32 protein-coding genes are annotated in these 26,909 nt (G+C 62.6%); 17 read left to right on the forward strand and 15 right to left on the reverse strand.

The window, feature by feature from the left end:
• The 11 genes from LB547_RS21005 to uxuA all read right to left on the reverse strand — a co-directional run bounded on the left by LB547_RS21005 (nt 1) and on the right by uxuA (nt 11,827).
• Nucleotides 1–1,017 (reverse strand): hypothetical protein, encoded by a 1,017-nt coding sequence (locus LB547_RS21005; protein ID WP_140763632.1) that lies wholly within the window; start codon nt 1,015–1,017, stop codon nt 1–3.
• Nucleotides 1,014–1,802: an enoyl-CoA hydratase/isomerase family protein gene (locus LB547_RS21010; RefSeq protein ID WP_140497502.1), complete on the reverse strand. Its 789-nt coding sequence runs from the start codon at nt 1,800–1,802 to the stop codon at nt 1,014–1,016. The genes LB547_RS21005 and LB547_RS21010 overlap by 4 nt, the downstream gene beginning before the upstream one ends.
• Nucleotides 1,803–1,804: 2 nt before the next feature.
• The gene (locus LB547_RS21015) at nt 1,805–3,010 is read right to left on the reverse strand and encodes a CaiB/BaiF CoA transferase family protein (RefSeq protein WP_140515238.1); all 1,206 of its coding nucleotides are present in this window, start codon (nt 3,008–3,010) and stop codon (nt 1,805–1,807) included.
• Between the two features lie 22 nt (nt 3,011–3,032).
• On the reverse strand, nt 3,033–3,818 hold the full coding sequence (locus LB547_RS21020) for an SDR family NAD(P)-dependent oxidoreductase (protein WP_140515237.1): 786 nt from the start codon (nt 3,816–3,818) through the stop codon (nt 3,033–3,035).
• A 2-nt stretch (nt 3,819–3,820) separates the two neighbouring features.
• Nucleotides 3,821–4,816, reverse strand: a complete 996-nt coding sequence (locus tag LB547_RS21025; protein WP_140515236.1) for an ABC transporter permease — start codon at nt 4,814–4,816, stop codon at nt 3,821–3,823.
• A 3-nt stretch (nt 4,817–4,819) separates the two neighbouring features.
• Complete coding sequence (locus LB547_RS21030) at nt 4,820–6,352, reverse strand: sugar ABC transporter ATP-binding protein (protein ID WP_140763635.1); 1,533 nt, start codon at nt 6,350–6,352, stop codon at nt 4,820–4,822.
• Complete coding sequence (locus tag LB547_RS21035; RefSeq protein WP_140763638.1) at nt 6,342–7,325, reverse strand: ABC transporter permease; 984 nt, start codon at nt 7,323–7,325, stop codon at nt 6,342–6,344. Before LB547_RS21035 ends, LB547_RS21030 begins: the two co-directional genes overlap by 11 nt.
• 132 nt (nt 7,326–7,457) lie before the next feature.
• Nucleotides 7,458–8,489 carry a sugar ABC transporter substrate-binding protein gene (locus LB547_RS21040; protein ID WP_027027652.1) on the reverse strand — a complete coding sequence of 344 codons (1,032 nt, stop codon included), beginning with the start codon at nt 8,487–8,489 and terminating at the stop codon, nt 7,458–7,460.
• A gap of 27 nt (nt 8,490–8,516) precedes the next feature.
• A complete protein-coding gene (locus LB547_RS21045; RefSeq protein ID WP_140497491.1) occupies nt 8,517–9,368 on the reverse strand; it encodes an IclR family transcriptional regulator in 852 nt (283 codons plus the stop codon).
• A complete protein-coding gene (locus LB547_RS21050) occupies nt 9,368–10,516 on the reverse strand; it encodes an ABC transporter substrate-binding protein (RefSeq protein WP_140515232.1) in 1,149 nt (382 codons plus the stop codon). The genes LB547_RS21045 and LB547_RS21050 overlap by 1 nt, the downstream gene beginning before the upstream one ends.
• 126 nt (nt 10,517–10,642) lie before the next feature.
• Nucleotides 10,643–11,827, reverse strand: coding sequence for a mannonate dehydratase (gene uxuA / locus LB547_RS21055; RefSeq protein ID WP_140763641.1), 1,185 nt, complete (start codon nt 11,825–11,827; stop codon nt 10,643–10,645).
• Nucleotides 11,828–11,961: 134 nt separating this feature from the next.
• Between uxuA and LB547_RS21060 the strand changes: the two genes are divergently transcribed.
• The 3 genes from LB547_RS21060 to LB547_RS21070 are packed head-to-tail and all read left to right on the forward strand — an operon-like array spanning nt 11,962 to nt 14,651.
• Nucleotides 11,962–12,753 carry a FadR/GntR family transcriptional regulator gene (locus LB547_RS21060; protein WP_224519084.1) on the forward strand — a complete coding sequence of 264 codons (792 nt, stop codon included), beginning with the start codon at nt 11,962–11,964 and terminating at the stop codon, nt 12,751–12,753.
• Nucleotides 12,746–13,531 carry an SDR family NAD(P)-dependent oxidoreductase gene (locus LB547_RS21065; RefSeq protein ID WP_140515230.1) on the forward strand — a complete coding sequence of 262 codons (786 nt, stop codon included), beginning with the start codon at nt 12,746–12,748 and terminating at the stop codon, nt 13,529–13,531. The genes LB547_RS21060 and LB547_RS21065 overlap by 8 nt, the downstream gene beginning before the upstream one ends.
• Nucleotides 13,532–13,541: 10 nt before the next feature.
• The gene (locus LB547_RS21070) at nt 13,542–14,651 is read left to right on the forward strand and encodes a mannonate dehydratase (protein ID WP_140515229.1); all 1,110 of its coding nucleotides are present in this window, start codon (nt 13,542–13,544) and stop codon (nt 14,649–14,651) included.
• 93 nt (nt 14,652–14,744) lie between these two features.
• Here the strand turns inward: LB547_RS21070 and LB547_RS21075 are convergent, their stop codons facing one another.
• Nucleotides 14,745–15,686 carry a DUF1236 domain-containing protein gene (locus tag LB547_RS21075; protein ID WP_224655941.1) on the reverse strand — a complete coding sequence of 314 codons (942 nt, stop codon included), beginning with the start codon at nt 15,684–15,686 and terminating at the stop codon, nt 14,745–14,747.
• A 194-nt stretch (nt 15,687–15,880) separates the two neighbouring features.
• Here LB547_RS21075 and LB547_RS21080 point away from each other — a divergent pair, with 194 nt between their 5' ends.
• The gene (locus tag LB547_RS21080) at nt 15,881–16,180 is read left to right on the forward strand and encodes a DUF1236 domain-containing protein (RefSeq protein ID WP_224519082.1); all 300 of its coding nucleotides are present in this window, start codon (nt 15,881–15,883) and stop codon (nt 16,178–16,180) included.
• A 121-nt stretch (nt 16,181–16,301) separates the two neighbouring features.
• On the opposite strand, the gene LB547_RS21085 is transcribed toward LB547_RS21080, so the two are convergent.
• Entirely contained in the window at nt 16,302–16,523 is a 222-nt protein-coding gene (locus LB547_RS21085) for a hypothetical protein (RefSeq protein ID WP_140497477.1), read from the reverse strand.
• A 229-nt stretch (nt 16,524–16,752) separates the two neighbouring features.
• Here LB547_RS21085 and LB547_RS21090 point away from each other — a divergent pair, with 229 nt between their 5' ends.
• From LB547_RS21090 to LB547_RS21110, 5 genes are all read left to right on the forward strand, one after another.
• A complete protein-coding gene (locus tag LB547_RS21090; protein ID WP_140655479.1) occupies nt 16,753–17,142 on the forward strand; it encodes a response regulator in 390 nt (129 codons plus the stop codon).
• Nucleotides 17,139–17,912, forward strand: coding sequence for a Crp/Fnr family transcriptional regulator (locus LB547_RS21095; protein ID WP_140497473.1), 774 nt, complete (start codon nt 17,139–17,141; stop codon nt 17,910–17,912). The genes LB547_RS21090 and LB547_RS21095 overlap by 4 nt, the downstream gene beginning before the upstream one ends.
• Before the next feature lie 153 nt (nt 17,913–18,065).
• Nucleotides 18,066–18,266, forward strand: coding sequence for a hypothetical protein (locus LB547_RS21100; RefSeq protein WP_140763647.1), 201 nt, complete (start codon nt 18,066–18,068; stop codon nt 18,264–18,266).
• A gap of 3 nt (nt 18,267–18,269) precedes the next feature.
• Nucleotides 18,270–19,100: a sensor histidine kinase gene (locus tag LB547_RS21105; protein WP_140763650.1), complete on the forward strand. Its 831-nt coding sequence runs from the start codon at nt 18,270–18,272 to the stop codon at nt 19,098–19,100.
• A gap of 252 nt (nt 19,101–19,352) precedes the next feature.
• Nucleotides 19,353–19,781, forward strand: coding sequence for a hypothetical protein (locus LB547_RS21110; protein ID WP_140515225.1), 429 nt, complete (start codon nt 19,353–19,355; stop codon nt 19,779–19,781).
• A gap of 81 nt (nt 19,782–19,862) precedes the next feature.
• On the opposite strand, the gene LB547_RS21115 is transcribed toward LB547_RS21110, so the two are convergent.
• Nucleotides 19,863–20,054 carry a DUF2934 domain-containing protein gene (locus LB547_RS21115; RefSeq protein ID WP_140497466.1) on the reverse strand — a complete coding sequence of 64 codons (192 nt, stop codon included), beginning with the start codon at nt 20,052–20,054 and terminating at the stop codon, nt 19,863–19,865.
• 310 nt (nt 20,055–20,364) lie between these two features.
• Here LB547_RS21115 and LB547_RS21120 point away from each other — a divergent pair, with 310 nt between their 5' ends.
• From LB547_RS21120 to LB547_RS21155, 8 genes are all read left to right on the forward strand, one after another.
• The gene (locus LB547_RS21120; RefSeq protein ID WP_224655942.1) at nt 20,365–22,356 is read left to right on the forward strand and encodes an erythromycin esterase family protein; all 1,992 of its coding nucleotides are present in this window, start codon (nt 20,365–20,367) and stop codon (nt 22,354–22,356) included.
• 29 nt (nt 22,357–22,385) lie between these two features.
• Entirely contained in the window at nt 22,386–23,051 is a 666-nt protein-coding gene (locus LB547_RS21125) for a dienelactone hydrolase family protein (RefSeq protein WP_140561656.1), read from the forward strand.
• A gap of 86 nt (nt 23,052–23,137) precedes the next feature.
• Nucleotides 23,138–23,596, forward strand: a complete 459-nt coding sequence (locus tag LB547_RS21130; RefSeq protein ID WP_140561658.1) for a DUF1772 domain-containing protein — start codon at nt 23,138–23,140, stop codon at nt 23,594–23,596.
• Nucleotides 23,597–23,716: 120 nt separating this feature from the next.
• Nucleotides 23,717–24,265: a DUF6496 domain-containing protein gene (locus tag LB547_RS21135; RefSeq protein ID WP_140763653.1), complete on the forward strand. Its 549-nt coding sequence runs from the start codon at nt 23,717–23,719 to the stop codon at nt 24,263–24,265.
• Between the two features lie 227 nt (nt 24,266–24,492).
• On the forward strand, nt 24,493–25,011 hold the full coding sequence (locus tag LB547_RS21140; RefSeq protein WP_140497458.1) for a ferritin-like domain-containing protein: 519 nt from the start codon (nt 24,493–24,495) through the stop codon (nt 25,009–25,011).
• A gap of 158 nt (nt 25,012–25,169) precedes the next feature.
• Nucleotides 25,170–25,307, forward strand: a complete 138-nt coding sequence (locus LB547_RS21145) for a hypothetical protein (protein ID WP_181165407.1) — start codon at nt 25,170–25,172, stop codon at nt 25,305–25,307.
• Between the two features lie 135 nt (nt 25,308–25,442).
• Nucleotides 25,443–25,913 carry a YbhB/YbcL family Raf kinase inhibitor-like protein gene (locus LB547_RS21150; protein WP_140497456.1) on the forward strand — a complete coding sequence of 157 codons (471 nt, stop codon included), beginning with the start codon at nt 25,443–25,445 and terminating at the stop codon, nt 25,911–25,913.
• An 84-nt stretch (nt 25,914–25,997) separates the two neighbouring features.
• Nucleotides 25,998–26,159, forward strand: a complete 162-nt coding sequence (locus LB547_RS21155; protein WP_140497454.1) for a hypothetical protein — start codon at nt 25,998–26,000, stop codon at nt 26,157–26,159.
• A gap of 138 nt (nt 26,160–26,297) precedes the next feature.
• Here the strand turns inward: LB547_RS21155 and LB547_RS21160 are convergent, their stop codons facing one another.
• Entirely contained in the window at nt 26,298–26,891 is a 594-nt protein-coding gene (locus LB547_RS21160; RefSeq protein ID WP_140497452.1) for a general stress protein, read from the reverse strand.
• Nucleotides 26,892–26,909 lie beyond the last annotated feature (18 nt).

A 26,909-nucleotide genomic window follows, 5' to 3' on the forward strand; every position in this document is an offset into this window, starting at 1 on the left:
TCACAGCGCGGATGCCTCGATGCGATAGCGGGTCACGAACTGTTTTTCAGGCGAGAATTCCTGCGCCGTCGCAATGCCGGATTGCGCGATCGGATTGTCGGCCAACGCTGTCGCCGGGCCGAGCCCGAGGGGCGAGCAGATCGGCTCGATGCCGATGGCGACATGGCGCCCGTTCCAGGGTGCTGCTTTGCGGCCACGATTGGAGTACCAGAGCAAAAGGCTCGGGAAATGCTCTTTCTGCCAAGTGAGCTTTGTCCTGTAGCCGTCCGCGTGGTTGGCCAGCGCGACCGCGCCGTCGACGCCCTCGATCTGCAGCAATTCCTCCGTGTCCACCGCCAATGGCAGGCGAGAGGCGTCGGCCACCCCGCCGGCCCGCGCGGGCACGCTGGCCAAGTCGCTGAACGAGGTGTTCCGGGCAAACAGCTCAGCGCCGGGTTCGACATCATGCGGATAGGTAAGGCCTCGATCGAAGCGACCGAGTTCCAGCGTGGCCGCGCCCGTCTCGAACGGCAACCGGAAAACCGGGTGCAGGCCGATTGGCAAGCGGCAGGCACGGCGGACAACGATCTTGAGTTCAATGTCGACGGCCGGCGCCGACGGATCGGGCGTCACCGTCCGTTCAACGCGCTCGACCGGGCTCCCCTGAGGATAGGCAAGCTCCAGCGACAATGATCCGCCGTCGTTGTCGCGCCATTGCCAGTCATGGTTGGAACTGTGGCCATGGATCTCTTCATCCGGCTCCGGCGGACCCATCAGCGGTGCCCAGTTCTGCGGCCATCCCTCGGCAGGCACCGAATAGCCGAACGGCACGCAGGGCCATTCGCCGCGCAGCTTGCGCAGGATGCCTGGCAGCGCTTGCGCCTGCGGCTCGTTCGACCACGGCGCAATGTGCATCGGCGAAACCTGCCGACCGTCCTCCAGAATGAACGTAACCGGCGCCAGCATCGCGCCAAGCCGCTGGACAGTCAGCGCGCCATGCGCCCAGCCCAATCCGCGATAATCGTCGCCCGCGTTCACGGCCCGCCCTTCTTTGCCTTTGTCGTGCTCCGCTCGGCGAACTCCTTGACGCGCTGCTGGCCGATCTCGCTGCGATAGAGCTCACCCAATATGTCGCGCTCCATGGTGAGCCCATCGTCCAGATCGCCGGACACGGCATGCGCCGTCAGCGCCTTCAGTCCCTCGATTGCGGCAGCAGGCTCGGCGGCGATCATTTCGGCCAGTTCCAGCGCGCGCGGCATCAGCCGGTCGACCTCGACGATCTCGTTGACCAGACCGGCAGCGACGAATTCCGAGGCCGGGACGATGGCGCCGGTCATCAGCAGGAAATTGGCGCGGTTGCGGCCGAGCTTGGCCACGCTGCGTTGCGTGCCGCCGCCGCCGGGGATCAGCCCGAGCTTGATTTCCGGCAGGCCGAGCTTGGCGAATTGGTTGGCGATGACGAGGTCGCAGCACAGCACCAGCTCCATGCCGCCGCCCAGCGCGAAGCCGTTGACCGCCGCGATCACCGGTTTGCGGTTGTTCTCGATGGCCGCGTACATGCGCATGCCGGCAGCCTGGAAAATGTCGAATTCCGGTCCGGTCTGGGCGGCGTATTCCTTGATGTCGGCGCCGGCCATGAAGCCGCGCCCTTCCCCTGTCACCACGATCGCCCCGATGCTTGCATCGCCGGATAGCGACTCGAAGGTTTCAGTGATCTCGCCTTGCATCAGCCGGTTCATGGCGTTGAGCTGATCGGCGCGGCGGAAGGTGACGATCGCGACCCGGCCCGCGGTTTCGACCGTGAGTGTCTGGTAGGCGCGCATCGTCAGGCGGCGTCCACGGTCATGTCACCGGACGCCTCCAATGCGGCGATCTCGTCCTTGGAGAGGCCGAACTCGGCCAGGATCTCGCGGCCGTGCTGGCCGACCAGCGGCGCCGGCCGTTCTATGGTCGCGGGCGTCTCGCTCATCTTGACCGCCGGGGCGACCACCTGCACCTTGCCGCCGCGCGGATGGTCGTAGCTGGTGATCATGCCCATGTGCTTGACCTGCGGGTCCTCAGCGGCGCGGCGGATATCCTTCACCTCGGCGCACCAGATATCGGCTGCCAGCAGCCGCGCCAACAAATCCTGCGTGGCGAATTTCCTGGTCTCGGCATTCACCTTCTCGAAGACTTCATCGCGCTTGTCGAACAAAGTCTTGAGATCGTCGTAGACGGCAAGCTGCGGCGCCTCCAGCACCTCGTAGAGCGTCTTGAACGGGCTCATGGCGATCGACACGTAGCCGCCGTCGCTGGTCTCGTAGATGCCAAACGGCGCCTGCATGCCGGGATGGCCGATCCCGGAATTCGGCCGCACGAAGTCCTCACCAAGGTTGAGCACCGCGACATATTCCTGGTTGAGGTGCGCCAAGAGGCCGGCCAGCAGGTTGACCTCGATCTTCTGGCCCTTGCCGGTCTTCTCGCGATAATAGAGCGCCGACAGGATGCCGTAGACCATGTTCATGGCGCCGATCTGGTCGGCGAGGCCGGCGCCGGCGGGAACCGGGGCTTGATCGCCGCGGCCGGTGTTGGCGATCAGCCCTGCGAGCCCCTGGATCAGCATGTCCTGGCCGGGGCGCTCGACATAAGGCCCTTCCTCGCCATAGCCCGAGCCCGAGCAATAGATGATGCGCGGATTGACAGTCTTGAAATCCTCATAACCATAGCCGAGCTTGGCCAGCACGCCTGGGCGGAAGTTCTGCACCACCACGTCGGCGCTTTTCGCCATCTCCATGATGATGGCATGCACCTTGCGGCTCTTCAGGTTGAGCGCGATCGAACGCTTGTTGCGGTTCCAGGCGAGGAAGTTCGGGCTCTCCGAACCGCCGACCCACTTGGCGAAAAAGGTCATGCCACGGAACATGTCGCCGGCGCCGGCGCGCTCGATCTTGATGACATCGGCGCCCATGTCGCCGAGCAGCTGGGTAGCGAACGGCCCCTGCAGCAGATGGCTGAAATCGAGGATGCGGACGCCTTCGAGGGCCTTGTTCATGTCATGTCTCGTTTCAAAATTTTCAAAGCAGTTCGGGAACGTAGCGCGGCGCCGCCGTCAGCCCGCCATCGACGCGCAGGTCGGTGCCGGTGGTGAAGCCGGCGGCATCGGAGGCAAGATAGACGGCGGCCTCGGCCACTTCCGAAGGCTCGCCGATACGGCCGAGCGGATGCATCTTGACCCAGGCCTTGGCAAGATTGCCGCCGATCTCCTTGATGAGTTTGTCGTTCATCGGCGTGTTGATGGTGCCCGGAGAGATCGAATTGACGCGGATGTTCAGCGGCCCGAATTCAACCGCCATCTGGCGTGTCATCGCCATGACCGCGCCCTTGGCACCGGCATAGGCGGTCCAGCCATCAAGCCCGATGTGGCCTTGCGCGGAGGCCATGTTGATGATCGAGCCCGATTTCTGCGCGATCATGTGCGGCAGCGCGTATTTACAGGCGCGAAACACGCTGGTCAGGTTGACTGCTATCAGCCGGTGCCACTGCTCGTCGGTCATCTCGTGCACCGGCATGCCGCCAATGGCAATGGCCGCGTTGTTGACGAGGATGTCGAGGCGTCCCGTCTTTTTGACGGCACTGTCGATGAGGCCTGAAATGTCGGCCTCCTGCGAAACGTCGCAATGCAGATAGTCGGCGCGGTGGCCGGCGGCGCGAAGTGCGGCCGCGAAATCCTCACCAGCGCTGTCGGCGATGTCGCCCAGGAAGACATGCGCCCCTTCGCGCGCCATCGCTTGCGTGATCGCGTGGCCGATCCCGTCGGCCGCACCAGTGATGACGGCGATTTTTGCTTCAAGACGAGCCATCTTCAGCCTCCATTCGCACGCCGGCGTTTCGCTTCATCAAGGGCGACCGCGGCAATGATGATCATGCCGGTGATGACCAGCTGCCACTCGGTCGGCAGGCCAAGCCCGCGCAGGCCGTTGGACAGGAATTGCAGGATCAGCACGCCCAGCGCCATGCCGGTCAGGCTGCCGATGCCCCCCGCAAGGCTGACCCCGCCGAGCACGGTGGCGGCAACCACCTGGAATTCGAAATTGAGCCCCGCCGTATGCTGTGCCGAGCCGACCCGCGCGGCCAGGATGATGCCGGCGACCGTCGCCAGCAGCGCGCTGATGATGAAGCAGATGAACTTGACCCGCCGCACGTCGTAGCCTGCAAGACGGGCCACTTCCTGATTGCCGCCGACGGCATAGATTTGCCGTCCGAACGGCCGGTGCTGCATCATGTAGGCGAAGGCGGCGAGCAGGACGATGGCGATGACGGCCGAATAGGGGATGACGTTGAACAGGCGGCCATCCGACAGCGCGATGAAGCTGTCGAGGCTGGCATCGTCAGGGATCGCCCGCTGACCAGTGTAGAGATAGACGCCGCCGCGCATGATGAACATCGTGCCCAGCGTCACGATCAGCGAGTTGATGCCGGCATAGGCGGTGAGATAGCCGTTGACGACACCGATGATCAGCCCGAACAACAGCGCGCCGCCGACGCCGAGCAGCAGCGAATTGGTGTCGTTCATGATGATGATCAGCGGCAGTGCAATGGTCGCCAGCAGCGATCCGATCGAAATATCGACCTCGCCGGAAATGAAGACGATGGCGCAGCCAATGCCGGCGGTGAGCGCGAGCGAGGCCTGGCCGAGCACATTGGTCATGTTGCGCACGGAGAAGAAATTCTCGACGGTAACGGAGAAGAAAGCCAGCACCAGCACGAGGCAGACCAGCAGCGCCAATTCCTGCCGGGCAAAGAGCCGCGCCAGCATGGACGGCCGGGCTTTCGCGGAGACTGTATTCACAACGCTCATGTCTTATCCGATCGCCGCATTGAGGATCTTCTCCTGCGTGGCTTCGTCGCGCGGCATGATCGCGGTCAGGCGGCCTTCGCACATCACCGCGACCCGGTCGGCAAGACCGAGCAGTTCCGGCATCTCCGACGTCATCATGACGACAGCCAAGCCTTCGCCGGCGAGCCGGTCGATCAGGGCGAATATCTCCGACTTGGCGCCGACATCGATGCCGCGGGTCGGCTCGTCGACGACGATGACCTTGAGGCCACGCATCAGCCAGCGCGAGATCAGCACCTTCTGCTGGTTACCGCCTGAGAGGTTTTTCACCTCTTGGAACAGGCTGGGCGTCTTGATGCGGAAGCGGTCGACGTAATCCTGCACCGCTTTGTGTTCCCTGGCCTTATCGACGAAGCCCATACGGGCGAAGGCGCCGAGCGAGGCGAGGCTGGCATTCTGGTAGACAGGCAGCTCGCCCATCAGCCCTTCGCTCTTGCGGTCCTCGGTGAGCAGACCGATGCCTAACCTGACGCCGGTGCGCGTATCGTGCGGCGAGAGGCGCTGGCCGTCGACGGTGATCGTGCCCGAAGTAATCGGATCGTAACCGACGATCGCCTTGGCGAGTTCGGTGCGACCGGCGCCCATCAGCCCGAAGAAGCCGAGCACCTCGCCGGCGCGCGCCTCGAAGGACACGCCGTTGAGCTTCTTCGCCGTGCTGAGCTTGTCCACTGACAGGGCTACCTTGCTAGCCGGTGCGCCACGCTTGCGGGGAAACAGATTTTCGATGCGCCGGCCGATCATGTCCTGGATCAGCGTGTCGTTGGTGTGCTCGCCGATCGGCTTGGTCGAGATGTGGCGCCCGTCGCGCAGCACCGTCACCGTGTCGGCGATCTCGAACACTTCGTCGAGCTTGTGGCTGACATAGACCACCGCGATGCCGAGGTCGGCAAGCCGGCGGATGACGGTGAACAGCAGCGAAACCTCGTTCGGCGTCAGCGAGGATGTCGGCTCGTCCATCACCACCACGCGGGCTTCATGAGCGAGCGCGCGGGCGATCTCGACCATTTGCTGCTGGCTGACCGGCAACGAGCCGGTTCGCGCCGCCGGATCGACGTTGAAGCCGATGCGGTCGAAGAGCGCGGCTGAATCGGCGCGGATCTTCTTCCAGTCGATGGAGCCGCTTCTGCCGGTCGGATAGCCTTCCAGGAAGATGTTCTCGGCAACGGTGAATTCGGAGATCAGCGCGATCTCCTGGAACACGACCTTGATGCCTTGCTTCAAGCTGTCGCGCGGCGACTTGATGTCGACCTCGCGTCCGTGCATGCGGATGGAGCCGGCATCCTTGCCGTAGACGCCGGCCATGATCTTGATCAGCGTCGACTTGCCGGCGCCGTTCTCGCCCATCAGCGCATGGACCTTGCCGGGCTCCAGGGTGAAGTCGACATTATCGAGCGCCACGACGCCGGGAAAGCGCTTGCCGATGCCGCGCAATTCCAGCGCCGGCACATCGGTATCGATGGCCGCGCCTTCGCCAGGATGCAGGAAATCAACGGACATTGGCTCTGTTCCGGATGATGTCGAGATAGGTTGCCAGGATGATGACGATGCCCGGCACCACCATCTGCAAATCCTGGTTCCAGCCGAGGATGATGATGCCGTTGTCGATCACCTTCAGCACCAGAACGCCAAGCAAGGTACCGAACAGCGAACCGCGGCCACCAAGCAGGCTGGTGCCGCCGAGGATGACGGCGGCAATCACCGTCAGCTCGAAGCCACGGCCGGCGGTAGGCTGGCCGGCATTCATCAGCGACGACAGGATCATGCCGGCAACACCGACGCACAGGCCGGTGACGACGAAGGCCAACAGCTTGAGCCGTTCCGAGCGAATGCCTGACAGGCGCACCGCCTTTTCATTGGCGCCGACCGCGTAGAGGTAGCGGCCGAGCGTGGTGAAGCGCAGCGTCACATAGGCAACCACGAAGATCAGCTCCGCCAAGATGACGGGAACCGGCACGGGGCCGACATAACCGGCGCCGAGATCGGTGAAGCTTGCCAATTGGTTGTGGTTCTGCACCGCCTCGCGCGTGAACAGATAGACGCCGCCCTGTAGCATCATCATCGTTCCGATGGTGGCGATCAGCGAATTCACCCTGAGCCTGGTGACGACCAGCCCGTTGAACAGGCCGACCCCGCCGGCAAAGGCGAGCGCCGCCAGCATGCCGAGCGCAAGACTATGGGTGGAATTGAGCACTGCCATGCCGATGCAGCCGACGAAGGCGAGCGACGCGCCGACCGATAGGTCGACCTCGGCGGTGATGATGAGCATGGTCATGCCCGAGGCGACGATCAGCACCAGAGCGCATTGGCGCAGGATGGCGATGATGTTGGCCTCCGAATAGAATTGCGGCGCCGCGATCGAGATGGCGATGCACAGCACGGCCAGGATTGCGCCCAGCACGAGCTGGCTGCTGCCCAGAAGGTTGCCGCCGATGAAACGCTTCGACGCGGAGGCCTGTGTAAGCTCGCTCATTTCAGTCCATTCCCGGCCGTTTGCCTGGTCCCTCTGGAACCTGTCGTGTCGAACCCGGCATTTGTCTTGGCCACCGAAAGGTCCTGGCCGCCTGCCCTTCCCGCAACACGGGAAGGGCGATATCGGCCGGCCTTATTTCTTCAGGTCGGCGGAGGTCTTCATGCACTTTGCCGGCGGCTGCAGCGCGTTGACGGCATCCCATTTGATTGTGCGGGTGGTGCCGTCATAGTCATAGAACTTCTTCCAGTCGTCGCCGTTCATAGGCGCGGTCGGGCTGACGATGTGCTCCGGCACTTCCTCATTGTTGAAAAGCTTCACCGCGGCATCAATGGCGGTAAAGCCTTCCTTCTCGGGGAACATCGCGGCTTCGATGCGATAGGAAGGCTCGTTCTGCATCGCGTTGATGAAGGCAAGCCCTTCGCCGCCCGTGCCGACCGTCAACAGGCCATCCTGCGACTTGCCCGCCGCTTTCCAGGCCTGCAGGCCACCCAACGAAGACGAATCATTGATGCCGTAGATGATGTTGATATCGGCGTTCTTGGCCAGTGCCGCGGAGGACACTTCGAGAGCGCGGTCCGGATTGCCGCCGCCGTCGAGATCGTGGACCATGACCGCATCGGGGATGATGGTCTTCAGCCCGTCCATGAAGCCGTGGGAGCGCAGCACGGTGGCGGAAAGCAGCGGCAGGCCGACATTCATCACCTTGGCAACGCCGCCGAGCTTTTCCTTCGCGTATTTGCCGGCCTCGACGCCGGAGAAATAGCCTGTGTCGTAGTCGCAGATGGCGACCATGGTCGTCATGCCCTTGACCGGATTGCCTTCCAGCACGACCGGCACGTTGGCGGCCTTGGCCTGGCGCAGCAGCGGCACCACGCCTTCTTCGTTCACCGGGGTGATGATCAGCACGTCGACGCCCTTGGCGATGAAGTCTTCGGCCGCGGCGACCTGCTTGGCTATGTCGAGATTGGCATCCTGCACCTCGACCTCGATGCCGAGTTCCTTGCCGTGAGCCTTCATGCCCTTGATGACGTTCTGATACCACTCATGGGTGGCGTAGTTGGTGACGTAGCCGATGCGCTTGGGCATGTTCTCGGCATGCGCGGCGGCGGCGCCGAGCGCCAGCACGGCGGCGGACGCAAACAGGATTGACTTGGACCAGAGCATTTTCTTCTCCCAGATTTATCGCTTTTGTTAGTCGCTGAACGGATAGTCCCGCCGTTCCGGGTCGGCACGTAAGGAGTTGGTGGCTTCGCCCCAGCCGAGTGCCGCCGATATCTTCTCGGCGGCGGCGCGGGTGCTTTCGAAGACGGTTTCGCTGTCGAACCGCGCCGCCTTCTGCGGCAGCAGCGGCACGGTTAGCGCGGCGATGACGGCACCGGTGTGATCGTGCACAGGCATGGAGATGTTGGTGCAGGCCGCAACGGCCAAGGAAGCGCGCATCTCGTAGCCGAGCCTGGCGACCTCGTTCAGCCGCGCCTCGATTTCGGCCCGCGTGCCCTGGCCCTCACCGGCGGCCACGATGCGCTCGACGATGCGGTCGCGCTCGGCCCGGTTCGAATGGGCGAGCAGCACGGCACCCGAACTTGTTTCGAGGATCGGGAAATGCGACCCGAGTGCTACCGAGTAGCGCATCGGCAGCGGCGAATCGATCTGCAAAACCACCAGTGCGTTCTGGCCCTCGCGCACCACGAGATGGCAGCTCTGGTCGGCATTGGCGGTCAATTCGCGCATCACCGGCAGAGCGCATTCTACCAGCCGGTTTACCGGCGGATGCATGTGCGCCAGTTCGAACAGCTTCAGCGACAGCCGGAAACGGTCCGATTGCGTGCGAAAGATATAGCCCCGTTTCTCCAGCAGAAGCAGGATGCGGTAGATCTCGTGAATGGAGCGGCCGAGGCCGGTCGCGATCTCGGTCTGGGTCAGCGTTTCGGCGCTGGAGGCCATGAATTCCAGAACGTCGAGCGCCTTCTCCACCGCCGGCACGCGATAGCCGTTGCGGCCGCTTTCGCCCTCGTCGAGCGTCTCGGCAACGCTGGCGGCCATCAGGCGACGCTCCGTTCCGGCTGGACTTGCCTGGTTTCGCGGTAGAGGCTGTTGACGTGGCCTGCGAGTTCGGTCGCCGACATGTCACCGGCTATGGCTGCGGCGGCATGCGGCGCGCATTCGCGGAAGAAGGCGATGAAGCCCGGATGGGTCGGACGCAGATAGGACGAGGCGATCGTCCGCAGCGTAGAGCCGAAGAAATCGCCGGAAAGACCATTGACCCCGGCATCCTTCCAGGCAGCCAGCGAACCCGGTTGTCCGCCAGATTTCACATAGTCGCCGCGCTGGTATTCGGGCGAGCACAGGAACAGTGCGTAGTCGATCGCGGCCTGCTTGTGCTTCGATTGGGCGCTGACGCCGATGCCGGCACCGCCGAGCAAGGCGCCGGCGGCTTGCGGGGTGGGCACGTCGGCGAAGCGCAGATGGGGCCTGTCGGGTTTCGAGGCGTAATTCACATAGCCGAAGGCGAACGGCACGTAGACAACGTCGTCATGCGCGATCATGTGGTCGTAGCAGCGGATCGGATTCCACTTCGACGAGTCCGGGTGCGAAAGCGCGACAAGCTCGCGCAATTGCGCAATCGCCTGCTCGACCATTTCCTTCGCGATGAATTGCTCGCCATCTTCCTGGGGACGGCCAAGCGTCAGAAGCAGACACATGGCGTCGGTCGGCACGAAGGGCAGGCCGAGCCACTTGCCGTCGCTGCGCGCGCGCCGGCCAAGCTCCAGCACGTCCTGCTGCGTGCCGGGCACCGGGCCGTAGCGCTCCAGCAAATCCGGCCGATAGGAGGCGACCTGGCAGGCGGCGTCGATCGGCAGCGCCCACTGGCGGCTGTTCTTCTGGTAGGAACGCCAGGACGCCCCGACTGAGTCACGTTCGAAGAAATGGATCTGTTCGGCCGACAGATAAGCGTCGAACGGGACCATCAGTTCATCCTGGGCGATATCGCCGATGAAGGGATGGTCGAACACGACCAGATCGTAAGTGCCGAGCACCGGACCGAGGGCGCCCTCACCGAATTCATAGAGGCTGCGGCGGTCCCATTGGATCTCCAGGCCGGGATGCGCGGCGCAATAGGACTCGATGCTGGCGTCCAGCGGACCCCAGCATCGTCTATGATCCCACGCCAGTCCGCGCAGCTTCGTCATGCCACTCAAATCCTCCCGGCACCGGCAATAGCCGGCTCGCCATCGACACTAGCACCATTTTTCATATGCGCAACTTGTTTTCATTTGCGCAAGCGCACACATCCTCCCGACTGGCCGATGCAGGGTTCAAGCCAGATCGAAACGCTCCACGGCGCGCATGATGCCGCGCAGTTCAGCCAACCCCTTGAGCCGTCCGATAAGCGAATAGCCGGGGTTGATCTTTTTCTTGCCGATGTCGTCGGCAAGCAGATGCCCATGGTCCGGCCGCATCGGGATTTGCCAGTCGGCCCGGCCTTGCTCGCGACGGCGCTTTTCTTCCTGCATCAGAGCGAGGATGACGTTCGCCATGTCGGTGCCGCCTTCGAGATGCTCGGCTTCATAGAACGAGCCGTCCTCCTCGATGGTGATGTTGCGCAGGTGGACGAAATGGATGCGGTCGGCGAATTCCTTGACCATGGCGACGATGTCGTTGTCTGCGCGCGTGCCATAGGAGCCGGTGCAGAAGGTCAGTCCATTGGCGGGACTGTCGACGGCGTTGAGGATGAAACGCGCGTCCTGTGCCGTCGAAACCACGCGCGGCAGGCCGTAGAGCGAGAATGGCGGGTCGTCGGGATGGATGCACATGCGCACCCCCTCCTCTTCGGCCGCCGGAATGATCTCGCGCAGGAACCAGGCGAGGTTGTCGCGCAACTCCTTCGGCCCGATCGAATCGTATTCAGCCAGGGCTTCGCGAAAACTGTCCCTGTTATAGCTGCGTTCGGTCGCCGGCAGGCCGGCAATGAGGTTGCGCTCGATCCGGTCGATCTGCTCTGGCGTCAGCATCTTCAGCCGCTTCTCGGCCTCGGCGATACGCGCCGGCGTATAGCTTGCCGCACCGTTCTTGCGCTGCAGCACGAAAAGATCATAGGCCGCGAAATCGATCGCATCGAAGCGCAGCGCATAGCCGGTTGTCGGCAGGCGATACATTAGGTCGGTGCGGGTCCAGTCCACCACCGGCATGAAATTGTAGCAGATCGTCTCGATGCCGGCCTTGGCGAGCGCCCGGATGCTGTCGCGGTAGTAGCCGGCATAGCGCTCGCGCTCGGGCGCGCCGATCTTGAAGGAATTGTGCACCGGAATACTCTCGACGACCGACCATTTCAGGCCAGCCGCCTCGATGATCCGCTTGCGCTCGAGCACATCGGCCTCAGGCCAGGCGCGGCCGTCATAGATCTGGTGCAACGCGGAGACAACGCCGGTGGCGCCGGCCTGCCTGACATGTTCAAGCGTCACCGGATCATCGGGACCATACCAGCGCCAGCACTGTTCCATGAAGCCTCCTCAGGGTTGGCGGCGACCATATTGTCGGACCACAAGCCTGTCAACAGAACCTTTCCTTCGCCATACAGTTGATTTCCTGTGGATCGAGCCCTAGGGTGGTCCAACAAATAGCAAGGAGTTCTGCGGTGGAACAGGCGAGCCACGATTCGATGGAGGCGGCAGACGAAGCCGGGATCAGCAGTTCCGCCGTCGACCAGACCGTGCGGCAGATCCTCGACCTCATCCGCAATCGCGCCATGTCCATCGGCGATGTGCTGCCCACCGAACGGGAGCTTGGCGAACTGTTCGGCGCCAGCCGCAACACGATACGCGAGGCGCTGCGCACCATCCGAACCTATGGGCTGATCGATCCCAAGCCGCGCGTCGGCGCGGTGCTCGCCGATCGCCAGAATGTCGCGATCCAGAATTTTTTCGCCGCGCAGATGGACATATCGAAAACGTCCTTTCACGACATACAAGGATTTCGCCGCATCATCGAAGTGAGCGTCGGCGACCACATCATCCTCAATGCCAGTGCCGCCGAACTTGAAGCCCTGGATGAGGTCAATGACCTGATCGAGACCAGCAAGGATGTCCAGGAAGCCGCGCAACGCGATTTCAATTTTCATCTGGCGCTGATGAAGCTCGCCGGCAACCGTATGCTGGTGCAGACCTATCAGTTCCTGTCGCCGGTCATCCTGCACATCATGACCGTCGGCAAATCCATCCGGCCGGTGCTGAGCGAAACACGCCACGCGCATGGCGAGATCATCGCGGCGCTGCGCGCGCGCGACCGCATTGCCTACTGCTACCTGATGAGCCGGCATCTCGATTTCGGCTTGCGCTTCGTTCCCGACGACCTCGAAAACGCCCGTATCTCGGCGGCAAACCCGGTGCAGCCGGGTCCGGCATCTTCCAAGGATTTGCATCATGTCTGATTTTGAGAACAAGGTGGCGCTGATCACCGGCACGACCGGCATCGCGCTCGCCACTGCGAGCCGCCTGGCGCAAGGCGGCGCTGCGATCATCGCCTGCGGCATCGACCGGGCGGCCAATGCCGCCATGCAGGAGAACCTCGCCAAGGCCGGAGCGAATGCGCTGGTGCAAACGGTGGATGTCTCCGTTTCCGACCAGGTGCGCGACGCGGTCGCAGCGGGCGTCGCGAGGTTCGGCGGCATCGACATCATCGTCAATTCGGCGGCGGTCCACCCCTACGGCACGGCGACCACCACCGACTGGGAAACCTGGAACCGGGCGATGACGGTCAATGTCGGGTCGATCTACCTGACCGCGCATTTCGGCATTCCCGAAATGATCCGCCGAGGCGGCGGTGCCATCGTCAATGTCGCCTCGGTGCAGGGGTTCGCCTGCCAGCAGAACGTCGCAGCCTATGCCACAACCAAGGGCGCCATCCACACGTTGACGCGTTCGCTGGCGCTCGACTATGCCGCGGCCGGCATCCGGGTCAATTCGGTCAGCCCGGGCTCGATCCGCACGCCAATCCTCGAGAAGGCGGCGCGTGGCGACAATGGCAGCGACGCCGATGTCGAAGAAGCCTACAGGCGCTTCGGCGCCGCCCATCCGCTCGGCCGCATCGGCGAGCCGGAGGAAGTGGCGGAGCTCATCGCTTTCCTGTGTTCATCGAAAGCCGGCTTCTGCACCGGCGCTGACTACAAGATCGATGGCGGCCTCACCGCCGGCATCGGCGTCAAGTAGGGTAACGCGGATGAAGATCGGACTTGGCCTCTATCGCGATTCGCTGACGCCGGAGAATTTCCGCTTTGCCCGGCAGGCCGGCGCAACGCATGTCGTTGCGCATCTGACCAACTATTTTCGCGGCCGCGATCCCTCGCTGTCGGCCGGCACCGAAACGGATGGCTGGGGCGATTGTTCAACGGATGGATTGTGGAGCTACGAGGATTTCACCGGACTGGTGAAAACCGTACGCGACAACGGCCTGGAGATCGCCGGCATCGAAAACCTGTCGCCGCGCTTCTGGTCCGACGTGCTGCTCGGCGGCCCCGATCGGTCGAGGCAGCTCGACGGCCTCAAGCGCCTGGTGCGTGACGCCGGCCGGGCCGGCATTCCCTGCATAGGCTACAACTTCTCGATCGCGGGCGTGTGGGGCTGGCAGCGCGGGCCATTCGCGCGCGGCGACGCCATGTCCGTGGGGCTCGATTTGTCCAATATCGATCCCGACCTGCCGCTGCCCGACGGAGTGGTCTGGAATATGCGCTACCGGCCGGGCCGAGCCGGCGCCGCGCCTGTCAGGGTCTCGCAAGAAGAACTGTGGGAACGGCTTGGCGTCTTTCTGCGCGAAATCGTACCGGTGGCCGAAGAGGCCGGCGTCGTGATGGCTGCGCATCCGGACGATCCACCCGCCGAGGCGCTGCGCGGCACGGCGCGCCTCGTCAACCGGCCGCAGAAATATGATCGGCTGATGGATATCGTCGACTCGCCCGCCAACGGGCTGGAGCTCTGCCTCGGCTCGCTGCAGGAGATGCCGCAGACCGAGGAGATCTACAGCCATGTGCGCCGTTTCGCGCGGCGTGGCCGCATCGGCTATATCCATTTCCGCAATGTGCGGGGCAAAGTGCCGAAATATCACGAAACCTTCGTCGACGACGGCGACATCGACATGGCCGAGATCGTGCGCATTCTGCGCGACGAGAATTATCAAGGCGTCATGATACCCGATCACACGCCTGAGATGGCCTGCGACGCGCCATGGCACGCCGGCAAGGCCTTCGCATTGGGCTACATGCGCGCACTGGTGCAGAACGCCGACGCGCTAGGCCCGGTACGAAGCCGGGCACCCGACATGGCAGCGGAGTGAATAGGGGACGCACGACTGACATTTTTCGAGCCCGAAGGCGCCGCAAAAGCCCGCTTTCGATGGAGAGCGGGCTTTTGTTAGTCGGCTCGGTTCCTAACTCAGGATAGCGACGATCTCATATGAGTTCGGATCGACAATAACAATCCTGCCATCGGCCAGGAGGAAATATTCATAGCTCTCATAGGCAGGAACGATTTCGACGATCCGGTGCGGAAGTCGATGCAGCCGCACCTTCTGCTTCGGCACTTTCACGCCGACCGAAATGTCCACGTCGAGGTTCGAGACCGGTTCCACCTTCGTCTCGCGGATGACGTTGGTGATTTCGGTCTTCTGCTCGACGGATATATTGTTGATTGAAGCGGTTGAACTCTGGTCGGTAGTCGTACCGGCCTTGCCCTGCGCTTGCTGATCGGTAGTCGTACCGGCCTTGCCCTGCGCCTGCTGATCGGTAGTCGTACCGGCCTTGCCCTGCGCTTGCTGATCGGTCGTCGTACCGGCCTTGCCCTGCGCTTGCTGACCGGTAGTCGTACCGGCCTTGCCCTGCGCCTGCTCGTCGGTCTTCATGCGGGGCTTGCCTTGCGCCTGCTGATCGGTCTTCACGCCCGCCTTGCCTTGCGTCTGCTCGTCGGTCTTCGCTCCGGCTTTGCCTTGCGCCTGCTCGTCGGTCTTCATGCCGGCCTTGCCTTGCGCCTGCTCGTCGGTCTTCATGCCGGCCTTGCCTTGCGCCTGCTCATCGGTCTTCATGCCGGCCTTACCTTGCGCCTGCTCGTCGGTCTTTACGCCCGCCTTGCCTTGCGCCTGCTCATCGGTCTTCGCTCCGGCTTTGCCTTGCGCCTGCTCGTCGGTCTTCATCCCGGCCTTGCCTTGCGTCTGCTGCTCGGTGCTGCCGCCCTTCTGGCAATCGGCCGAGCCGGCTGCGCAAGTGTCTGCCCCACCCGATTGGGCCGCTTCGCCCGACTGCTGCTGGGTCTGCGCGATTGCCGCCCCACATCCGAGGGTAAGCGCTAGCATGCTGGTTATCAGAGTGGTTCTCATGGGAGGTCTCCTAGGATGGCAGTCCCTTCGCGGCAAAACTTTGCCGCCCCGCGATTGTTCCACCGCAGACTAATATATTCCGGAGCGGATGGAACTGCCGGCATTTTGCGAAGTTCGGCGCATGGGGCGCACCTGCCGAAATGCCGGTGGCGTCGTCGGCTCGGCGCCCTGCGCAACATCTGATGGAGACAGAAGTGGAAAAATATCTACTGGGAACGGCAGTGGGCATCCTGTTTCTTGCGGGGGCCGGAGCGGCCGCGGCGCAAGATGTGGTCATCCAGCCGGAGCAAGAAACCGTTATCAAGGAGTATGTGAAGAAGCAGCCGCTGGCCTCGGTCCAGCTGCCCGGTGTGGAACTCAATGTCGGATCCACCGTGCCTGATACGGTCGAACTTCATGAAGTTCCCGATGTGAAATACCGCTACGTCGTGGTCGACAATCGAACAGTTCTGGTCGACCCGGAAACCCGGAAAATCGTCCAGGTCCTTCAATGACCGCATGTTCCAAAGCGCCCGCCCCGGCATGCGTCGAGGCGGGCGACGTGTGTCAGGTTTCTGTTTTCATGCATGTCTTTGTTCCAAACCGAGGCGTTTTGGGCGACATGCATGAGCGTGGCTACGACTGCAGGTCAAATGCGATGTTGCGATGCTTTTGAATTGCTGAGCTGGCAACAATGTCCGCCAGTTCTTTGTCAGAGAGAGTGCATTCTGGCAGTTCGTAACGGATGGCTGACACCGCCTGCGCCGTGGAAATTGGCCATTCGAGATTTCTGCGGGAATTGATGTAGTGATCGATGGCCCGGATCAGTTCCTTCGAGGTCATATCGATCACAGGCATCGGTTCCTCCTCCTTATTTCCCGGTTTTTCTCACTGTGTTGACGGACACCGAAACCTGCCATCACAATTGTTAAAACGGCAGACGAAAAAGATGTCGATTCAGGAATAGGGGCTGGCGGTGGCTTTGGAGTTCACCTCCGCTGCATCGGTGGAAATATAACTGGGAGTGCAGCGGGTTGCGGTGTAGTGTCCCAAGTGATGGCCGCCGCAAAGGGAGAGTGCTTGCACCATGGACGGGGAAGCGGCGAAATCAGCCTTTCTGGGCGGGATTCGCGTTTTGATCGTGGAAGACGAATATTTTCTCGCCGATGACCTGCGTAAGGCTCTGGTCACACAAGGGGCGACAGTGCTCGGCCCGGTCGCCACGGTCGAGCCCGCAATCGAATTGCTGAACAGCGGTCAATGCGATTTTGCGATTCTCGATATCAACTTGCGCGGCGAGCAGACATTCGAGATTGCCCGCGAGTCGTTGGCGAAAGGCGTTCCGATCGCCTTCGCCACCGGCTATGATCAGACGGCCATTCCAGCAGAGCTCGGCGGGATCAGGCGATTTGAAAAGCCTCTGGAATTCGGCAGCATTGTCGAGTTCGTTGCCGCGACGGCACACGATACGCGATGAACGAGAGAAGCGAGCCGGCGGTTGGCCTGAGAGCGAAGACCGCGCGGCACCCGCTTATCCGCAAGCTGTCCAATTTCACGGTCCTGTCCGTGGAAGAATGCGACGCCATCGAGAGCGCGACAACAAAGGTCGCCGAATTCGCCGCCGGCGATGACGTCATCCAAAGGGGCGACAGGACAGGCGGGGTCAACCTGCTGCTCGAAGGATTTGCCTGCCGTTACAAGATTCTCGAAGACGGTCGGCGACAGATCCTTGCCTATTTGGTGCCGGGCGACCTTTGCGATCTTCACGTGTTCCTGCTGCGGCGCATGGACCACTCGATCGGTGCTCTCAGCCGCTCCAAGGTTGCGGCGATCCCGCAGAGCGCCATCCTCGGCTTCACCAACAGCTATCCCAATCTTACGCGTGCGCTCTGGTGGACCACGCTGCTCGACGAGGCGATCACCCGCGAATGGGTCGTCAACATCGGCCAGCGGACTGCTTATGAGCGGATGGCTCACCTTTTTTGCGAGCTGTTCCACAGGCTTCACGCAATTGGTGAAACGGCCGGCAAGAGCTATCCCCTACCGGTAACCCAGGCGACCCTGGGCGATACGCTCGGTCTTTCGAACGTGCACATAAACCGTACGCTTCAGGATCTCAGGCGCGACGGCCTCATTTCGTTCAACAACGGCACTGTAACGATCAAGAACCTGGCGAAACTGGAGGCGGCGGCCTTTTTCAATCCTGATTACCTTCATCTGTTGGACGTCAGGGAGCCTTTTGCATGATCAGGCACGGGCTCATCGAGTGGAGCGCAAAATGAAACTTCATAGGGAACCTGGCCGGCTTCTGCCGGTTCGGCGTGACCGGAAGCGGTAGCGAGCGATGGCCAAGCGCGATTTGATCGGCGGATCGGCAGGTACGATCGATCCGCTGGGGAGTTGGCCGCTGCGATCGCCCTCCATATTTCCGCCGACAGCGGCGGCATTAATGCTCCTGCCGGCTCGACGGTATCATTTTCGCCGGCTGAAAACCGCGCGCGGCGGCACGAAAGCCAATCCTGGGCGCGTGAACGCGAGCCAAAGGCCGACGAGACGATGCGCTTGGCACCGCGCATGATCGAGGAACGGTTGAAAGACTGACAGGTGGCTGGAAAAAGACCTCCCAAGAAAGACGTCACGGGTACATTCTCCCGTCCGCAAGGTGTGTCCACCGAAGAACGCGATGCTTCCGCGTCGATGCGGCTCAGCCATGTCGATGAACAGATGGACGAACGTGACGATCATATCGCCCGGCTCGAAGCCGAACTCCAGGTCACACGCGACCGCCTCCAGGCGACGAAGGCATTTGCCGCCGAATTGCAGCACCGCGTTCGCAACACGTTGAGCATTGTCCGTTCGATCGCTCGCCGGTCGGTTGAAAACAGCGACAATGTCGAGGACTACGCCTTTCACCTCGAGGGCCGCATCAATGCGCTCGCACGCACGCACAATGTGCTGATGCGATCGGCCTCGGCCACCGTGCAGCTTGACATGCTTGTCCTTGACGAGCTTGCGTCCCAAGGCGGCCGGACGGAAGATCAGTTCACCATAGATGGCCCGGATATTTCCTTGTCCGGAAAGACGGCGGAGACCTTGGGCCTGGCGTTCCACGAACTCGCCACCAACTCGATGAAATATGGCGCGCTGTCGGCAGCCGACAAATCAATCAGCGTAAGCTGGAAAGTGGGTGGCACGCCCGCCAGACAGGAGCTGAAGATCCGCTGGATCGAGGACCTGCATGGTCCGGCAGCAATACCTGCGCGACGCGGCTTCGGATCCGAGCTGATCGAAAAGGTGGTGCCCTATGAGATCGGCGGAGCTGGCTCGCTGCGCTTCACCGATGCCGAGGTGATCTGCACGATGGATATCCCCCTCTCGAACGAAATTCACCCCAGCAGGAGCCTGGAGGAGCCGCCCGACGATCTCCAGCATTGAACACCGACACTCCTGCGCCGAAAGGCGGCCGGGGCCAGGAGCGTGGAGTTGGAAGGGGCTGACCCAGCACCGACCGAGGTGGCGCAACGGCCCTGGGGTTTGCCGAGTTGCCGCCGCACCAGCCTTCAAATTCTCAAAATGATGGAACTTCAGCGACAACAAAGAGTTCGGAGCGCGGCGACGGCGAGCGCGCTGTCGTGATCTCGCGACTCACCTTGAAGCGGGAGGAACCTGGATCAACAGGAGCTGACCATGAAGTCCCATACACTCGAACAACTACACGCAATCGCGGAAGTTGATACGGTGTGCCCGACAATGACGCGGAACCAACGCCTGGAGCGCTGGGCAAGTCTTCTTGAGCGTCATCCTGAACGGCGCCTCGGAGCGCTTCCGGGCACCGAATATATGAGCCCCGACATGCGCGAAAACGCCTACTGCGTGCAATCCCCCATCAGCGTCGCGTTCGAAGATCCGATACTGCGGGCGCAGGGTCTGGAAGGCGACACCTATGGCGAGGCAAAGCGCTTTTTCGAACTGTCCAACTGGCAGTTGCACAACATCGTCTGCGATTGCCACGTCGGTGCGACCATGAAAGCCGGGTGGGTCGCCGTTCGCGTGCGCGCCGCCATGGGCGAAGGTTTCAATATCTTCGCCAGGCTCAGGGCGCTGCTCGGACGTTGACCGAGACGCCATCTCGAATGCGTCGACGGAATGAACAGTCGGTCGACGCATTTTTCCTCCTTGGCGGCAAGTGACGTCGCTTCAGGAGCTTCGAGGCTCCGACCCGCTGCCGATGGTCGGATCGGGCACCACCGGACCGCGCTCGGCTTCCGATCCTTCCGCCTCTATTTCCTGCACGGCCTGGTCCCAATGCTCCTGCTCTCGGCCCGGCGGGCGGCCTTCGCGCTCCCAGATCTCGTAGGCTCGTCGCTTTATGAGTTCTTCCTTGTCCATTGGAAACTCCTCCTGCGTGCCCCAATCTCCGGCAGGCCGCTTTGTTCCCTCCGGAAACAAAGGCAACGCTTTTGGAGCGATCCGGACTAGCCGCACCGGAGCGACACGGAACCCTTGGGGGATTAGGCCGTTTCCGAGCATCGGCGCAGTGGGGGATGGCTTGGGAATGCCCGCCGCTCGAACTCTTGGCGACGAACACGCCAATGATGTGCCTGCGCCACGCCTTGCCGCCCCGTGTGGCCTCGGCCAATCAAAGCCTTGCAGCGGGACTCCAAAGGGTGGGCGCGACGCAAATATTGGGCTTGAGATCATGACTATTGTCTTTTCGGATCGTCGCGAGGCAGGACGCGTTCTCGCTGATAAGCTCGGCCACTTCGCAGCGCGCGATGATGTCACCGTGCTGGCGCTGCCGCGCGGCGGCGTGCCTGTCGCCTACGAAGTCGCACAGGCATTGAAGGCACCGCTCGACGTTTTCGTCGTACGCAAGCTCGGCGTTCCCGGTTACGAAGAGTTGGCCATGGGCGCAATCGCGACCTCCGGCGTACGCGTCCTGAACGACGAGATCGTGGAAGGCCTCGCTGTGCCGGCCCACGTCATCGATGCGGTCACTGCCAGCGAGGAGAGGGAGCTTTTACGCCGCGAGCACCTCTATCGCGGCGAGCGGGTACCGCTCCTTGTGGAGGATCGAATCGTCATTCTCGTGGACGATGGGCTCGCCACTGGGTCGACCATGCGCGCGGCGGTCAGGGCGCTGCGCGGAAAGCGGCCTGCCCGTATCGTTGCGGCCGTTCCGGTCGGCAGTCCCGACACCTGCGAGGCGATGGAGAGCGAGGCCGACGAGGTCGTCTGTGCGACGACGCCGCAGCCGCTCATCGGCGTCGGGCGCTGGTATGAAGATTTCTCCCAAACCAGCGACGACGAGGTCCGCGCCCTTCTCGCCAAGGCGGGGCGACCAACCGCACCGTCCGGCCGCGATGCGCCGCAGAATACGGCAAACCGATTGCACAAGCACGTCGTTCGGCTCTCCGGAGACGCGCGAGACTACGACGAGCTCTTGGCGGCGATCGGCGAGGCGCGCTTCGTGTTGCTCGGTGAAGCTTCGCACGGCACACACGAATTCTATCAGGAGCGCGCGCGGATCACGCGGCGGCTGATCGAGGAGCAGGGTTTTGCCGCCGTCGCTGTCGAAGCCGACTGGCCCGACACATACCGGGTCAACCGCTATGTTCAGGGAACAGGCGAGGATATCGACGCCGAAGAGGCGCTCGCCGATTTCCGGCGCTTCCCGATCTGGATGTGGCGGAACAGGGTCGTCGTCGATTTTGTCGAATGGCTGCGCCGGCACAATGAAGCGCCCGGCAAGGGCAATCCGAAAGCCGGGTTCTACGGCCTCGACCTCTATGCCCTGCATGGCGCGATGAAGGCTGTGCTGCGCTATCTCGAAAAGGCCGACCCGGCCGCGGCGGAGATCGCGCGTCGCCGCTATGCCTGTTTCGACCATTTCGGCCCTGACCCGCAGGCTTATGGCTTCATAGCCGGCAATGAGGTCGATAAATCTTGCCAGGAGGCTGTGGTCGCACAGCTGGTCGAGATGCTGAAGCGGCGCCCGGCGAAGGCCGAGCCGCGCGAAGGCGCCATCGCGGACGAACTCTTCGCGGCGCAGCAAAACGCCCGCCTGGTGAAGAATGCGGAGGCCTATTATCGCGCCATGTTCCTGGCGCCCGAATCGACCTGGAACCTGCGTGACCGGCACATGGCCGAGACGTTCGAAGCTCTCACCGCTCATCTCGGCCGGCTCGGGCGGCCGCCGAAGATCGTGGTTTGGGCGCATAACTCCCATCTCGGCGACGCCAGGGCGACGGACAGGAGCCTGCATGGCGAAATCAACCTCGGACAGCTTATCCGCGAAAAGCATCAGCGCGACGCCTTCCTCGTCGGCTTCACGACGTATCAAGGAACGGTGACGGCGGCATCGAACTGGGACGGTCCGGCCGAGCGCAAGGTTGTCCGGCCTGCCTTGGCGCGCAGCTATGAGGCGCTGCTGCATGCAGTCCCGGCTGATCGCTTCCAGCTCGATCTGCGCGGCGACGGCGAAGCCCTGCCGCGACGGCTCCTGGAGCGCGCGATCGGCGTCATCTACCGGCCTGAGACCGAACGGGCCAGCCACTACTTCCATGCCGACCTTGCCGCGCAATTCGACATGCTGCTGCATTTCGACGAGACGCGGGCGGTTGAGCCGCTGGAGCGCAGCTCGCAATGGGACGCCGGCGAGCTCGCGGAGACCTATCCGTTCGGGGTTTAGGGACCGATCCAGTTGAGATGGAGATCGCCATGGTCTCAGTCCTGAAGACAAACGAGAAGGCCGTGCAGGTTCCCGCCGGCGGCGCAATGCTCGCGGGCAACCTGTCGCTGCCGCAGGAAGCCCGTGGGCTCGTCCTCTTCGCTCACGGCAGCGGCAGCAGCCGGCACAGCCCGCGCAACCGCTATGTGGCCGGACGGTTGAACGAGGCGGAACTCGCCACGTTGCTCATCGACCTGTTGACGACCGAAGAGGAACGTATCGACCAGATTACCGCCGAGTTGCGGTTCGACATCCGCTTGCTCGCCGATCGACTGGTTCAGGTTACCGACTGGCTGCACATGTCCGAGGAAACGTCGGCGCTGCGCGTCGGTTATTTCGGCGCGAGCACAGGGGCTGCCGCGGCGCTGATAGCTGCGGCCGAACGTCCGGATCGGGCGGCCGCCGTCGTCTCGCGCGGCGGGCGTCCGGATCTTGCGGCACCTGCCCTGCCCCGCGTCCGGGCACCAACGCTGCTCGTGGTCGGCGGCGCAGACACGCAGGTGATCGCGCTCAACCGTTCGGCGTTCGCGGCGCTGCGGTGTGAAAAGGAGCTCGCCATCGTTCCGGCGGCGACGCACCTGTTCGAGGAGCCCGGCGCGCTGGAAAAAGTCGCGGACCTCGCGATTCAATGGTTCCTGCGCCAACTGCCCGCGTGACGCCGGCGCCAACGCCATCGCCTCATCAGAGAGCCAGATCGATTGGGTCGTCGGCGCGTTAAAAATCATTCCGCGGAGAAGTTTCCATGACAGTCAGGGTTCTGCAATTTCTCGCCATTGTCATTTCGGCCCTCGCGCTCATCCCGGCAGGGGCCCATCTCGCCGCTCTTCCCAACAAGATATCTCTGCCGCAGCCGGAATATTTCACCGTCCAAGGTATCTATTACGGATGGGCGATCCTCGGGTTGCTCTGGCCTGCCGCGCTGATCGTGAACGCATTGTTGGCGATCTCCGTGCGCTCACAGGCTTGGCCCTTTTGGCTCGCCCTGCTTGCGGCGCTGTGTTTCGCGATCATGCTCGCGATCTTCGTTGTCTGGACGCTGCCTGCCAACCAGGCGACGCAGAACTGGACGATAGTTCCTGCAAACTGGGAAGCGCTCAGGCAGCAATGGGAATATTCCCATGCGGCAAATACTGCGATTGTATTTGCCGCGCTCTGCCTCACGACGACGTCGGCGCTCTCGTGGCGTCCGGCCGGCCCGTAGATCCTCGCCGGAGAAAGTCTCTTTTCCTCCGGATCATTCGCGCCATCGATGCGTTGGGTTTTCTGGAGGTCGCGACGTCGCACCGCCATCTGTCGCGCTATATCCAACAAGGAGAAAGCGATGCCGGATAAGAGAACCATCGAGAAAGCGAAAAAAGACAAGCGCGAAGGCAAATCGCCCACCACGCAGGCCGGCGAATTCGTGCATGACGAGATCGAGAAGGTCCGTCGCGGCAAGCACGGCGCGCGCTCGACCAAGCAGGCGATCGCCATCGGTCTTTCGGAGGCGCGCCGCGCAGGCATCGACCTGCCTCCGCCCAAGAAACGAAGCGTCAAGGAGAGCACCCGCAAGAGCGCCGAATACGCCTATGAAGTTGGCCAGGGCGAACGTAAGCCAAAACGCAGCCCCAAGGTCTCGAAGGCCGTTTCCGAGGTTCTCGAGCACGAGCCGAAGAACACGGCATCCCATGAGGCGCTTTCAAGACAGACCAAGCAGGCGGCGTCGCGCCGGACGGCCGAGGAGCGCTCGGCCGCAGCCAAGAAAGCCTCGGAGACGAAGGGCACTGCAGGCCGGTCCGCCGCCGCACGCAAGGCGGTCCGCACCAAGGGTGCTGCCGGAAGAAAGAAAGCAGCGCAGAAGGCCGCCAGCACGCGTGCGGGCCGAACCTAGAAGGTCGAAAACCCGCTACGCACTCTCTCCAGCCGGCTGGTGAGAGGTAGCTGGACCGCAGCCAGCGTCAAGCGATGCGCACTATGGCGGCTGGGACAGTGCGATCGTGTGAGATACGGCCGTCCTTGTCTTTGTCTCGATCCGGCGGGAACAACGGCCCGTGTTCAAGGTTATGGAAAGCTACACCGGTGGTGGAGCTTTCATGACAACCTTAGGGAGACGAAAACATGGCGACTGCGAAGAAGGCGGCGACGAAAGGGCTGGAAGCCCTGTTCCTCGACGGGCTGAAGGATATTTATTACGCCGAAAAGAAAATACTAAAGGCGCTGCCCAAGATGGCCAAGGGTGCCGAGTCCGAGGAGGTCGCGGCGGCGTTCGAGAAACATCGCGTGGAAACCGAAGGCCAGGTCGACCGCCTCGAACAGGTGTTCGATCTGATGGACAAGCCAGCCCGCGGCAAGACCTGTCCGGCAATCGACGGCATTCTCGAAGAGGGGTCGGAGATTCTCGACGACTATAAGGGCGACCCAGCATTGGATGCAGGACTGGTCGGAGCGGCACAGGCGGTCGAGCACTATGAAATCGCACGTTACGGCACGTTGATCGCGTGGGCTGAACAGCTTGGCAAAAGCGACGCGGTCAAGCTCCTGAACGAGACGCTCAAAGAGGAAGTGGCAACCGATGAAGCGCTTACAGGCTTAGGCGAAGGCGGGGTCAATGAGCGCGCTCTTGAGAAAGCCGCTTAGCCGCGGGGCGGCGCGGCGCTAGGCGCCCGGCAGCCTTCCTGTCCAGAGCGGGGTGCGTTCGAGTTGAACTGCGGGTCCTGCTCTGGATTTGGCTGCCGGGAACCTGCCTCGACAAAACAGGTTGTCAAATCATCGAACCTTACAGGAGGATCCGCGAAATGCCGGAAGACCTGTCTCGCGAGGAAGAGCAACGCGGTACCGGAAAGCTCATCACCTGGAGTGTCGTGATCGCCGCCGTGTTTTTTATTGGCCTCTTGGCCATATTCGTCCTCAAGCCGCTTATGACGGGATCTTAGGATCCTTTCGAGCCGCAGCGCGCTTGAGCCGCGCCGGAACGTGCTCGCAAGCAATTCGATGACCGCAAACAATTCCGGCACGCTTTGCGATGCGGCGGTGATGCGATCGAATGTTCCTCGAAAGGAGTGCGAACCATGCCCCTGACGCTCAGTAGCCCCGCCTTTGCCGACGGCGGAGAGATCCCCGAAGCCTATACTCGTGACGGCAAGAACGTATCTCCGCCTCTGAAGTGGGCCGGGGTACCGGACGGCACAAAGAGCCTCGTCCTTGTCGTCCAGGATCCCGACGCGCCGAGCGGAATGTTCGGCCATTGGGGGGTGTTCAATATTTCGCCGGAGGTGCAGGAGTTGCCCGAAGCGGAAAGCGGCAGACCGGGTCCACAGGCCCTCAGGCAAGCGCGGAACGATTTCGGTAACGCCTATTACGACGGCCCTGAACCGCCTGCGGGCCACGGTGTCCATCACTACCACTTCCGGCTGGCGGCGCTCGACACGCCGAACCTTGCTATCCCCGCAAGCACGGGCGTGGAGCGTATCTGGCAGGAGGCGCAAAAACATTTGCTGGAGCAGGCAGAACTCGTCGGAACCTACGAACGTGGCCGGTAATTGAAGGCAGATTGATCCGGGCGCCGTCGTCCACGCGCGGAACGGTTCTTCTCCTTGCCGGTTGTGAGGGAAAGGAGACGTCCCATGTTTGAAAGCGTCATGTGGTTGATCGTCGTCGCCGGCGGGCCATTGTTGCTGCTCGTATTGCTGGCCTACGTCATTGTCACTCGACGTCGCCGCGGTCCCGCAGAACGCAGAGAAAGCGATCGAGCCACCGATCGGCTCTATCATCAGGACAAGGATTGATTGTAGCTACTGTGGCCCACAGCAAACTCGATCAGCGGTCCAAACATCCCTCGCACATGTCCCGAAGATCAAATTTCGGGCGAGGCACCCACGCCGGCCTGGCTGCAAAGTGCCCCGCCGCCCTGGCAGGCTTGTTCTTCAGGGCCGGTTTATTGCCCTGCCGCCGTCGCGCTCAGGGACATAGTCGCCCGCGTTGACGTCAAAGCCGGTCCAGCCATCCGCCTCGTAAGCCCTGCGGCGTTCCATCACGTCAACCGAGCTGGACTGACCCAGAATGTCCTCGGCTTCCGGAACAAGCCCATCGTCCACCTTGGCCGTCACCAGCGTACCGCCACGACGTACGCCCTCTGCATAGACATTTGCATCGTTTTCGGAAACGCCCGAATCCGTCAGAGCGCCAATGATACCGCCCGCCGCACCACCAGCCACCGCGCCGGCAACCGCCCCGGTGGCGGTAGCGGCAAGCCATCCGGCCGCAACCACAGGTCCGACGCCCGGAACGGCCATGACGCCCAACCCTGTCAGCAAACCGCCGGCGCCACCGACCACGGCCCCTATCCCTGCACCGCTCGCGGCATCTTCAGCGGCTTCGGAACGATCTCTCTCGTACCAGCCATCCGAGTTGTTGGCGATGATGCTGATATCGGAATGTGGCACTCCGGACGCTTCCAGTTCGCCGACCGCGTCGGCTGCGTCGTCATAGTTGTCGAACAGTGCAGTTACGGTTTTCATTTTGATATCTCCTGATCG

Source organism: Mesorhizobium sp. B264B1B (assembly GCF_020165765.1).
GTDB lineage: Bacteria > Pseudomonadota > Alphaproteobacteria > Rhizobiales > Rhizobiaceae > Mesorhizobium.

What these genes read in the sequence shown, in the direction of transcription:
- LB547_RS21110 (WP_140515225.1), top strand. Translation starts at nt 19,353, where the DNA reads ATGAAGTCCCATACACTCGAACAACTACACGCAATCGCGGAAGTTGAT.
- LB547_RS21030 (WP_140763635.1), bottom strand. Translation starts at nt 6,352, where the DNA reads ATGTCCGTTGATTTCCTGCATCCTGGCGAAGGCGCGGCCATCGATACC.
- LB547_RS21010 (WP_140497502.1), bottom strand. Translation starts at nt 1,802, where the DNA reads ATGCGCGCCTACCAGACACTCACGGTCGAAACCGCGGGCCGGGTCGCG.
- LB547_RS21120 (WP_224655942.1), top strand. Translation starts at nt 20,365, where the DNA reads ATGACTATTGTCTTTTCGGATCGTCGCGAGGCAGGACGCGTTCTCGCT.
- LB547_RS21115 (WP_140497466.1), bottom strand. Translation starts at nt 20,054, where the DNA reads ATGGACAAGGAAGAACTCATAAAGCGACGAGCCTACGAGATCTGGGAG.
- LB547_RS21160 (WP_140497452.1), bottom strand. Translation starts at nt 26,891, where the DNA reads ATGAAAACCGTAACTGCACTGTTCGACAACTATGACGACGCAGCCGAC.
- LB547_RS21095 (WP_140497473.1), top strand. Translation starts at nt 17,139, where the DNA reads ATGAACGAGAGAAGCGAGCCGGCGGTTGGCCTGAGAGCGAAGACCGCG.
- LB547_RS21050 (WP_140515232.1), bottom strand. Translation starts at nt 10,516, where the DNA reads ATGACGAAGCTGCGCGGACTGGCGTGGGATCATAGACGATGCTGGGGT.
- LB547_RS21070 (WP_140515229.1), top strand. Translation starts at nt 13,542, where the DNA reads ATGAAGATCGGACTTGGCCTCTATCGCGATTCGCTGACGCCGGAGAAT.
- LB547_RS21090 (WP_140655479.1), top strand. Translation starts at nt 16,753, where the DNA reads ATGGACGGGGAAGCGGCGAAATCAGCCTTTCTGGGCGGGATTCGCGTT.
- LB547_RS21125 (WP_140561656.1), top strand. Translation starts at nt 22,386, where the DNA reads ATGGTCTCAGTCCTGAAGACAAACGAGAAGGCCGTGCAGGTTCCCGCC.
- LB547_RS21040 (WP_027027652.1), bottom strand. Translation starts at nt 8,489, where the DNA reads ATGCTCTGGTCCAAGTCAATCCTGTTTGCGTCCGCCGCCGTGCTGGCG.
- LB547_RS21130 (WP_140561658.1), top strand. Translation starts at nt 23,138, where the DNA reads ATGACAGTCAGGGTTCTGCAATTTCTCGCCATTGTCATTTCGGCCCTC.
- LB547_RS21140 (WP_140497458.1), top strand. Translation starts at nt 24,493, where the DNA reads ATGGCGACTGCGAAGAAGGCGGCGACGAAAGGGCTGGAAGCCCTGTTC.
- LB547_RS21155 (WP_140497454.1), top strand. Translation starts at nt 25,998, where the DNA reads ATGTTTGAAAGCGTCATGTGGTTGATCGTCGTCGCCGGCGGGCCATTG.
- LB547_RS21020 (WP_140515237.1), bottom strand. Translation starts at nt 3,818, where the DNA reads ATGGCTCGTCTTGAAGCAAAAATCGCCGTCATCACTGGTGCGGCCGAC.
- LB547_RS21075 (WP_224655941.1), bottom strand. Translation starts at nt 15,686, where the DNA reads ATGAGAACCACTCTGATAACCAGCATGCTAGCGCTTACCCTCGGATGT.
- LB547_RS21150 (WP_140497456.1), top strand. Translation starts at nt 25,443, where the DNA reads ATGCCCCTGACGCTCAGTAGCCCCGCCTTTGCCGACGGCGGAGAGATC.
- LB547_RS21015 (WP_140515238.1), bottom strand. Translation starts at nt 3,010, where the DNA reads ATGAACAAGGCCCTCGAAGGCGTCCGCATCCTCGATTTCAGCCATCTG.
- LB547_RS21045 (WP_140497491.1), bottom strand. Translation starts at nt 9,368, where the DNA reads ATGGCCGCCAGCGTTGCCGAGACGCTCGACGAGGGCGAAAGCGGCCGC.
- LB547_RS21035 (WP_140763638.1), bottom strand. Translation starts at nt 7,325, where the DNA reads ATGAGCGAGCTTACACAGGCCTCCGCGTCGAAGCGTTTCATCGGCGGC.
- uxuA (WP_140763641.1), bottom strand. Translation starts at nt 11,827, where the DNA reads ATGGAACAGTGCTGGCGCTGGTATGGTCCCGATGATCCGGTGACGCTT.
- LB547_RS21145 (WP_181165407.1), top strand. Translation starts at nt 25,170, where the DNA reads ATGCCGGAAGACCTGTCTCGCGAGGAAGAGCAACGCGGTACCGGAAAG.
- LB547_RS21135 (WP_140763653.1), top strand. Translation starts at nt 23,717, where the DNA reads ATGCCGGATAAGAGAACCATCGAGAAAGCGAAAAAAGACAAGCGCGAA.
- LB547_RS21025 (WP_140515236.1), bottom strand. Translation starts at nt 4,816, where the DNA reads ATGAGCGTTGTGAATACAGTCTCCGCGAAAGCCCGGCCGTCCATGCTG.
- LB547_RS21085 (WP_140497477.1), bottom strand. Translation starts at nt 16,523, where the DNA reads ATGCCTGTGATCGATATGACCTCGAAGGAACTGATCCGGGCCATCGAT.
- LB547_RS21065 (WP_140515230.1), top strand. Translation starts at nt 12,746, where the DNA reads ATGTCTGATTTTGAGAACAAGGTGGCGCTGATCACCGGCACGACCGGC.